The 7957-nt window shown below is 64.8% G+C and carries 7 protein-coding genes; all 7 read right to left on the bottom strand.

Annotated elements, in window-relative coordinates; all coding sequences use genetic code 11:
* Window positions 1-224: 224 nt before the first annotated feature.
* Window positions 225-2549 (bottom strand): EcoAI/FtnUII family type I restriction enzme subunit R, encoded by a 2325-nt coding sequence (hsdR, locus tag VFZ20_RS32435; RefSeq protein WP_329688131.1) that lies wholly within the window; start codon window positions 2547-2549, stop codon window positions 225-227.
* Entirely contained in the window at window positions 2546-3763 is a 1218-nt protein-coding gene (locus VFZ20_RS32430) for a restriction endonuclease subunit S (protein ID WP_329688130.1), read from the bottom strand. Before VFZ20_RS32430 ends, hsdR begins: the two co-directional genes overlap by 4 nt.
* Window positions 3763-5214: an N-6 DNA methylase gene (locus VFZ20_RS32425; protein WP_329688129.1), complete on the bottom strand. Its 1452-nt coding sequence runs from the start codon at window positions 5212-5214 to the stop codon at window positions 3763-3765. The genes VFZ20_RS32430 and VFZ20_RS32425 overlap by 1 nt, the downstream gene beginning before the upstream one ends.
* 401 nt (window positions 5215-5615) lie before the next feature.
* The gene (locus tag VFZ20_RS32420) at window positions 5616-6464 is read right to left on the bottom strand and encodes a tetratricopeptide repeat protein (protein WP_329688128.1); all 849 of its coding nucleotides are present in this window, start codon (window positions 6462-6464) and stop codon (window positions 5616-5618) included.
* A complete protein-coding gene (locus VFZ20_RS32415; protein ID WP_329688127.1) occupies window positions 6461-6973 on the bottom strand; it encodes a chemotaxis protein CheW in 513 nt (170 codons plus the stop codon). The genes VFZ20_RS32420 and VFZ20_RS32415 overlap by 4 nt, the downstream gene beginning before the upstream one ends.
* Window positions 6970-7470 (bottom strand): chemotaxis protein CheW, encoded by a 501-nt coding sequence (locus VFZ20_RS32410; protein ID WP_329688126.1) that lies wholly within the window; start codon window positions 7468-7470, stop codon window positions 6970-6972. Before VFZ20_RS32410 ends, VFZ20_RS32415 begins: the two co-directional genes overlap by 4 nt.
* The coding region (locus VFZ20_RS32405) for a CheB methylesterase domain-containing protein (protein ID WP_329688125.1) at window positions 7463-7957 on the bottom strand (495 nt) is incomplete at its 5' end. The genes VFZ20_RS32410 and VFZ20_RS32405, both read right to left, overlap by 8 nt.

Below are 7957 nucleotides of genomic sequence, written 5' to 3'. Positions count from 1 at the left end.
CCTGTTCCGTGCGGCCTTCCAGGTAGAACGCGCGTCCCGTCTCCCAAACCTCCCCCCGCGTTGGGCGCCAGCTCCGCGCGCGCCAGGCAACGGCGCGCGCATCGGTCGTGACGCCCAGATACACCGCGCCTCCGCAGAGGTGCGCGATCCGAAGCAACGTGGACCGAGGAAGCGCGAGAGGGGCAGCGCTCCATGGGCGAGGGTCTGCGCGACTCCCGTACGCTTTACGCGGCGGCGGGCTCGTAGAGGTGCGGCTGGAAGTCGTCGAACAGGGCCGAGATCTCCCCAGGCTGCCCCAGCTCCGCGACTGCGTCGCGCAACGCATGGTACTTCAGCGCGATCAGCTGGGGGAGCTTGGCCTTGTCCAGCTCCCCCACCCCTTCGCGGACGTACTGGTCGAGCACGAAATCCAGGAAGGCGCGCTGCTGCTCCGTGTAGCGCGAAAAGATCAGCGCGCGGTGCGTCGCCACGCGCTCGCGGCGCGTGATGGGCGCGGAGGCGAAGCGGACATACGCGAGCACGTCGTACAGGTCGCTGTCCTCGGCGTCGATGATGGCGGCGACACTCTTCAGCTCCTCCTCGCGGTAGCCCTTCTCGGCCAGCCCGTCCATCAAGGCGCGGCGCGTGTCGGGGCGGCCCCAGATGCGTCGGAGCTCCGCCTCGTCCTGGAACAGGGCCGGCAGGTCGCCGTACAGCCGCTCGATGAACTCAGCGGCGGAGATGGGCCTGCCGTCCGGGCTCCAGAAGGACGTGGCGACCATGTGCTGGATCGTCCGCTCCTTGCCATCCGCAAGCCGGATCTTCACCCGCGTGGGCCGCCGCGGGCCTCCATCCCGGGGATCTCTCGATTCTTCCTCGGCCACCGGCTGATCGCGCACGGGGCCGCGCACCACTACCTCCGGCTCGGCGGGCTCGCCGTCCCACTCGGGATCGTTGAAGTGCTGATACGCCTTGACGAAGTCGTAGATGGTGAAGTGGTCCTTGCCCTCGAACAGGCGCGTTCCGCGGCCGATGATCTGCTTGAACTCGATCATGGAGTTGATGGGCCGCATGAGCACGATGTTGCGCACGTTCCGCGCATCCACCCCCGTCGACAGCTTCTGCGAAGTGGTGAGGACGGTGGGGATGGTCTTCTCGTTGTCCTGGAACAGCCGCAGCTGGCGCTCGCCCTCCTTGCCGTCGTTTGCGGTGACACGCACGCAGTAGTTGGGATCCCTGCTCGCCTTTATCTGGTTGACGAGATCGCGCACGGCGAGCGCGTGGTCCTGCGTGGCGCAAAAGACGAGCGTCTTTTGCCGCTGGTCGATCAGCTCCATGAAGAGGCGAACCCGATAGCCCTCCCTCTCCTTGATCTCGATGATCCGGTTGAAGTCCTTCTCCACGTAGCGCCGGCCCTCCTCCAGCTCTCCCTCCACGAGGTGGTCGTCGGAGGTGTAGACGTACTCGTCGAGCGTGGTGGAGATCTGCCGGACCTTGAAGGGCGTGAGAAAGCCGTCGTTGATGCCTTCCTTGAGCGAGTACGTATAGACGGGCTCGCCAAAGTAGGCGTACGTGTCCGCGTTGTCCGTGCGCCGGGGGGTGGCCGTCAGGCCCAGCTGCACGGCGGGCTCGAAGTAGTCCAGGATGCCGCGCCACGTGCTTTCGTCGTCGGCCCCGCCGCGGTGGCACTCGTCGATGACGATGAAGTCGAAGAAGTCGCGCGGATACGCGCCAAAGCTGGGCGCCGGGTTTCCCGCGGCGTCCGTGCCCGACATGAAGGTCTGAAAGATGGTGAAAAAGACGCTGGCGTTCCTGGGCACCGCTTTCTTCTTGCGGATCTCGGCGGGGGTGATGCGCGCCAGGGCGTCTTCCGGAAACGCGGAGAACGCGTTGTAGGCCTGGTCCGCCAGGATGTTGCGGTCCGCCAGGAACAGGATGCGGGGCTGCCGCGTGGGCTGGCGGCCCAGGTTCCACCGGCCTTTGAACAGCTTCCAGGCGATCTGGAACGCCACGAACGTCTTGCCCGTGCCCGTGGCCATGGTGAGCAGGATGCGGTCTTCGCCCGCCGCGATCGCCTCCAGCACGGCGTCGATGGCCTTGTGCTGGTAGTAGCGCCCCTCCCACGCGCCGCCGCGGTCCTCGAACGCCACGTCGGCAAAGCGCTCGCGCCACAGGTTGGGCTGGGTGAACGTGTCGCTCCACATTTCTTGTGGCGAGGGATACGTATCGACATATCCCTCGGCCCCGGTCTCCATGTCGACGCGGTAGATGCGCACGCCATTGGTGGAAAAGGCGAAGCGCGCGCCCAGCATGTCGGCGTAGCGCTTGGCCTGGCCCAGCCCCTCGGTGGGGTGCGCGTCGCGCTTCTTGGCCTCGATGACGCCCAGCTTGTGGTCGCGGTACGTCAGCACGTAGTCCGCGATGTCCCTGGTGCCGCGCCGTCCGCCGCCGATCAGCTGTCCCGCCGTGATCCCGACTTCGCGCCGAACGCGGCTCGCGTCCACGACGCCCCAGCCGGCGTCGCGAATCGCGGGGTCGATCAGCTCGGCTCGCGTCTCGGCCTCGTTCATACCGAGGCGAGCTCCCGCTCGGCCGCCTTGGCGGTCAGCTCGCCCGTGAACGCCTTCTGCAGGACGGAGTGCTTGAGTTCCGTGAGTGCGGCGAGTTTAGATCGATAAGCAGTTTCAAGTGCGGATGACTCTGCTTCCATAGACCTTAAAGTCTCGACGATCGCGTGTTGTTCCGATATAGAGGATGGAAAGCTGATGAACAATTTCTTCAACCGGCTCGCTTTGATCCCTTGAGCAGTGGCACCAGTAGCTTCGGCATGGATTTTTTCCTGAAGCGCGCGAGACAACAGCATGAATTTCAGAAACTCCGGATCAAGAGTATTGCGATCCGGGCTCATGATGATGATTCTCTGGGCAAAAACGACTCGTTCGTCTGTATCCAATTGAGCGACGTTTCCCAAAGGAGCTTCGGTAGTGAAAATTATGTCACCAACTCTGGGAATACCTCTTGTCATCCATTTTTTGTAGGTTGCGGGATCCACATATTCCTCAGGAGTCGCTTGGAGAAAGCCCATCTTTACGTTCTTAGCGGTAATAAGTCGCACGCCGCTTGCTGCTTTCTCCGGAGTCCTACCCCGATAATCTATGAAATCGGTGTGATCTTCAACTCTTCCCGTAATCCATCCTGCTACATCGCGACGGAAGGTGCTGTCTAAGTGACTAATGAACAACTCGCGCGCGTTATCCAGACTCCTCTGGGTGTTCGCTACCACCGTGTTGATCCCAGTAAACACCTCATCAAGAATAGCGACAATCTGCTTCTGCTCGGCCAAGGTTGGTACGGGGAGTAGAAGAGACTTCAAGAATGGCATACCAACCCCTTGCACTGTGGCGCCAGTACCGCTCCGTTTCAGAAGTGGGGCGATACTTTGTAGCCATCGGAAGAGATACAATTCGTTGAGAGCGGAAGGCTGCTTCGGAATAGCCGCGCGGATGTCTTGATTTATCGCGGTATCTTGATCCAATACACACACCTTTCCTAATCCAACGCGAGTGGCGAAGATCACATTCCCACTAGGGATCACATTCGTCGAACTATTACGTACTGCCTCTTCCGTAATGGCCCGCTCGGTTTGGGAAAGGCGTTCCGAATTCATGTCGCGGACTGTAGCCCAAGGAATTGTTCCGGAATAGAATTCCTTGTTCGAACTGGTTGGCGTTCCACCTCCAACGAGCTCGCATACTTCGCCTAAGCGCCTGAGATTCCACGTCATCAAACAAGCTCCCGAATTCCGGACAATATCATCACACTTTCCGCATCCAGTGCCGCAATCTCACTCAGGATTTCGCGAGGATCGCGCAGCAGAACTTTCTCGGATGCGTTCGGATTGCGCACCGAGAGATCGAAGCTCATCCGGTCCACGTCTTCCATCTTCACCGTCCACGACCGCTCGGAAGGTGCAAACGATGCTTGCAACGTGACGAACTCCTCGAGATCGTCATCATTGAGCGCGTTCGTTTTACCGAGATTTCGGCCTGGAGTAAGCTGGTAGTACCAGATCTTCCGCGTAGGCGCGCCCTTCTCAAAGAAGAGCACGACGGTCTTCACGCCCGCGCCCTGGAATGTGCCGCTGGGGCAGTCGAGAATCGTGTGCAGATTGCAGCTGGTCAGCAGCTCCTCGCGAAGCGCGCGCGACGCGTTGTCGGAGTTGGAGAGAAACGTGTTCTTGATGACGATGGCCGCCCGCCCGCCGGCCTTGAGCGACTTGATGAAGTGCTGCAGAAAGAGGAACGCCGTCTCACCCGTCTTGATCGGGAAATTCTGCTGGATCTCCGGGCGCTCCTTTCCGCCGAACGGCGGATTGGCGAGAATGACCTCGTAACGATCCTTTTCCTCGATATCCGCCAGGTTTATCGCCAGCGTGTTGACGTGCTGGATGTTGGGCGTATCGATGCCATGCAGGATCATGTTCATGATCGCAATGACGTACGCCAGCGACTTCTTTTCCTTGCCGTAAAACGTACGGTTCTTCAGCGTGTCGAGCTGATTCGTCGTGAGGTCATCCTTGCGCAGGTAGTCGTACGTCTCGCACGGGAACCCCGCCGAGCCCACTGCGCCGTCATAAACGCGCTCGCCAATGACGGGCTTTACCACCCGGATCATGGCGCGGATGAGCGGACGCGGCGTGTAGTACTCGCCACCGTTGCGCCCGGCGTTGCCCATCCGCTGGATCTTGCCTTCGTACAGCTGCGAAAGCTCGTGCTTCTCCTTCTGCGTGCCGAAGCGTAGCGTGTCCACCAGGTCCAGCGCGTCGCGCAGGCTGTATCCGCTGCGGAACTTGTTGCGGATCTCGCCAAAGATCTCGCCGATCTTGTACTCGAGGGTTTCCGCGCTCGGAGCCCGGCGCCGAAAGCCCTCCAAGTACGGGAACAGGTCGTTGTTCACGTACGCGATCAGGTCGTCGCCCGTGAGCGCGCGGTCCTTGTCCAGCTGTCCGTCCGCCGCGCGGGGCGCCGCCCAAGAGGACCACCGGTGCGGCTCGTCGATGACGTACTCGTACGACCGGCCCACCAGCTCGGCCTCCATGGCCCGCTCGCGTTCGAGATCGTCGAGGTACTTCAGAAAGAGCAGCCACGACGTCTGCTCCGTATAGTCCAGCTCGGACGAACATCCTGCTTCCTTCCACAGGACGTCGTCGATGTTCTTGAAGGTCTGCTCGAACATGGAAACGTAGGGCCCAGGCTTTCAGGGCGGGGTGTGCGGAGCGGCTTGCGACTCACGGATGCGGCACGGCGGGGGTGCGGCCCGGAGGTGTAAGAAACGTATAATACTGCGGCGGCGTCCACAGCGGCAACTGGTAGTCCGTGGCTGCTGAGGAGGCAAAAAATTGAGAGAACCCGTCGAAACGCGCGATCGTACCTGACCCAATCGGGACGGGGTGTCTCGTAGCGGGATCAACGAGAGCGGCCGTTCGACGGTGGCGGAAATACGAGAGCCCCGGCGCCTTTGTATCGGCACCGGAGCTCTGGCTGCTTGGCTTTCGACGTGTCAGTTGGCGCTCAATCCATCATCCGCGCCTGCCTGCGAACCGAACAAGGAGACGTCGCGAGCGAACGCGGCGCCCGTCAGGCGCCGAAGGAGACCGGCTGGCCGGCCTCGAGCTGCGCGAGCGCCTTGCCGCAGCGCTCGCCCCACAGGTTGAAGCGGTTGGCCTGGAACCCCGTCCGCCACGCCTCCGCCGCCTGTTCCGTGCGGCCTTCCAGGTAGAACGCGCGTCCCGTCTCCCACCAGGCCTCCAGCATGTTGGGCGCAAGCTCCAGCGTGCGCCCAAAGAAGGCGCGCGCGTCGTCGTACATCTCGCGCTCCAGATACACCAGGCCCATGTAGAGGTGCGCGTACATCTGCGCCTTGCGGTCGCTTTCCTGCCGGATGGCCTTGCTGAGGTGCTCAATGGCCTCGCCAAAGATGCCCTTCTTGAGGCAGATGTACCCCAGGTTCACCCGCGCCAGCGGGTTGTTGGGGTCCTTCATGAGCACCTTGTAGTAGGTCATGAGCGCGTCGTCGTACTGCTCGCGCAGCATCTGCGCCCACCCCAGCAGGCTTTCCGTCTGCGGGTCGTTGGGGGCCAGCTCCAGGGCGCGCTCCAGCTCCTTCACCGCCCGCTTGGCATCTCCCGAGGCGATGGCGCTCCACCCCCGCTCCACGTACGTGCTGCTGCCGATGTGGTCCGCCACCATGGTCTGCCCGCGGGGCGCGGCGGGCGCCGGCGCGGGGAGGGCCTTGTAGCGCTCCACGAGCCCGCGGATGCGCTCCTTGAGGGCCGTGAGCCCGTCGATGGCCGCCTCCGTCTCGCGAAAAAAGCCCACGATGTCGCCGCGCAGGGCCTCGCGGTCGCCGGCGCCGGCCGTGTCCAGGCGGGCGTCGATGGCCGAGAAGCGCGCCTCCAGCGCGTCCAGCAGCTCCTGCGCGGTCATTCGCCGGCGCCGGGCTCCGCGGACGCGGGCACCAGCTCCGCGTCCTCCAGGGCGATGCGCTCCTCGCTGCTCAGGATGCGGTCCAGGTCGAGGAGGATCACCAGCCGCCCCTCCAGCCGCACGATGCCGCGGACGAACTCCGCCGCCAGCCCCTTGATGTACGCCGGCGGCGCGCTGATGGCCGTCTCGGGCGCGCGCAGCACCTCCGTCACGCTGTCGACGACGAGGCCCAGGCGCTCCCCGCCGAACTCCACGAGGACGATGCGCGTCTCCTCGTTGTACGCAAAGTCGCGCACCTCGAAGCGGCGGCGCAGGTCGATGACGGGCACCACGGCGCCGCGCACGTCCAGCACGCCCTCCACGAAGGCCGGCGCGCGGGGCACGGGCGTGACGCCCTGCCAGCGCAGGATCTCGTGCACCGTGAACACGTCCAGCCCGAACTCCTCGCCCCCCACCTTGAAGGTGACGAGCTGCACCTGCGGCACGGCCGCCTGACGAACGTTCCTCACGATGGGTCCCCGCGGTCCAGGGTGGTGCGCTCGCGAAGGATCTCCGCGAGGTCGATCAGGTTCACCAGTCCAATCTTCAGCCGGGCCACGCCCAGCACGTACGCGTCGCGGTCCCCGCCGGTGTGGGGCGCGGGACGGATGGCGTCCGCGGGCACCTCCAGCACCTCGTGCACGGCCTCGGCCGCCACGCCCAGCCGCGCGTCGCCCAGCCCGATGACAAGGATGGACGGCACGGCCGCGTCCAGCGACAGCCCCAGGGCGGGCGCCACGTCCATCACGGGCACCATCTCGCCCCGCAGCAGCAGCACGCCCAGCAGGTGCGGCGGCACGTCCGGCAGGGGATGCACGGCGCGCTTCGTCACCACCTCCTCCACGAGGCGGATGTCGCAGCCGTGCAGCTCGCCGCCCAGGCGGAACGCCACGGCCCGCGCGCCCTCGCCGCGGTCCAGCAGGGCGCGAAAGTCCAGCCCGGCGGCGGGCGCGTCGGCGTCAGGCATCGCTCGCGGCGTGGGAAGTCGGCGAGGACGCGCGCAGGTCCACCCCGCGCTCGATCCCCGTGTGGATGTGGTCCAGGGGCATCACGGCGTCCGCCGTCCTGGCGGCCGCGGCGGGCATGCCGTAGATGACGGACGAGGCCTTGTCCTGCGCGATGCCGTAGCCGCCGGCGTCCACCATCCGCCGCAGCCCCTCCGCGCCGTCCTTGCCCATCCCCGTCAGCACCACGCCCACGGAGCGCGCGCCGTAGACCTCCGCCACGCTGGCGAACAGGTGGTCCGCCGCGGGGCGCACGCCCCACAGCGTGGGCGACTGGTCCAGCGCGATGCGCACGTCGGCGCCGTCGCGGACCACGCGCATGTGCCAGTCGCCGGGGGCCAGGTACACGTGGTCCGCGCGGACGACGTCGCCGTCCACGGCCTCCGTCACCCGCAGCCCGCCCAGCCCGTCCAGCCGCTCCGCGAACGACCGCGTGAAGCGCGCGGGCAT

This window comes from Longimicrobium sp., assembly GCF_036280135.1.
GTDB lineage: Bacteria > Gemmatimonadota > Gemmatimonadetes > Longimicrobiales > Longimicrobiaceae > Longimicrobium.
The sequence above is the reverse complement of the archived record's forward strand: the minus strand, read 5'-3'. Positions and strand labels throughout refer to the sequence as shown.

Excerpts from the sequence above, each read along its gene's own strand:
- hsdR (WP_329688131.1), bottom strand. The coding sequence starts at position 2,549 with ATGAACGAGGCCGAGACGCGAGCCGAGCTGATCGACCCCGCGATTCGC.
- VFZ20_RS32430 (WP_329688130.1), bottom strand. The coding sequence starts at position 3,763 with ATGACGTGGAATCTCAGGCGCTTAGGCGAAGTATGCGAGCTCGTTGGA.
- VFZ20_RS32425 (WP_329688129.1), bottom strand. The coding sequence starts at position 5,214 with ATGTTCGAGCAGACCTTCAAGAACATCGACGACGTCCTGTGGAAGGAA.
- VFZ20_RS32420 (WP_329688128.1), bottom strand. The coding sequence starts at position 6,464 with ATGACCGCGCAGGAGCTGCTGGACGCGCTGGAGGCGCGCTTCTCGGCC.
- VFZ20_RS32410 (WP_329688126.1), bottom strand. The coding sequence starts at position 7,470 with ATGCCTGACGCCGACGCGCCCGCCGCCGGGCTGGACTTTCGCGCCCTG.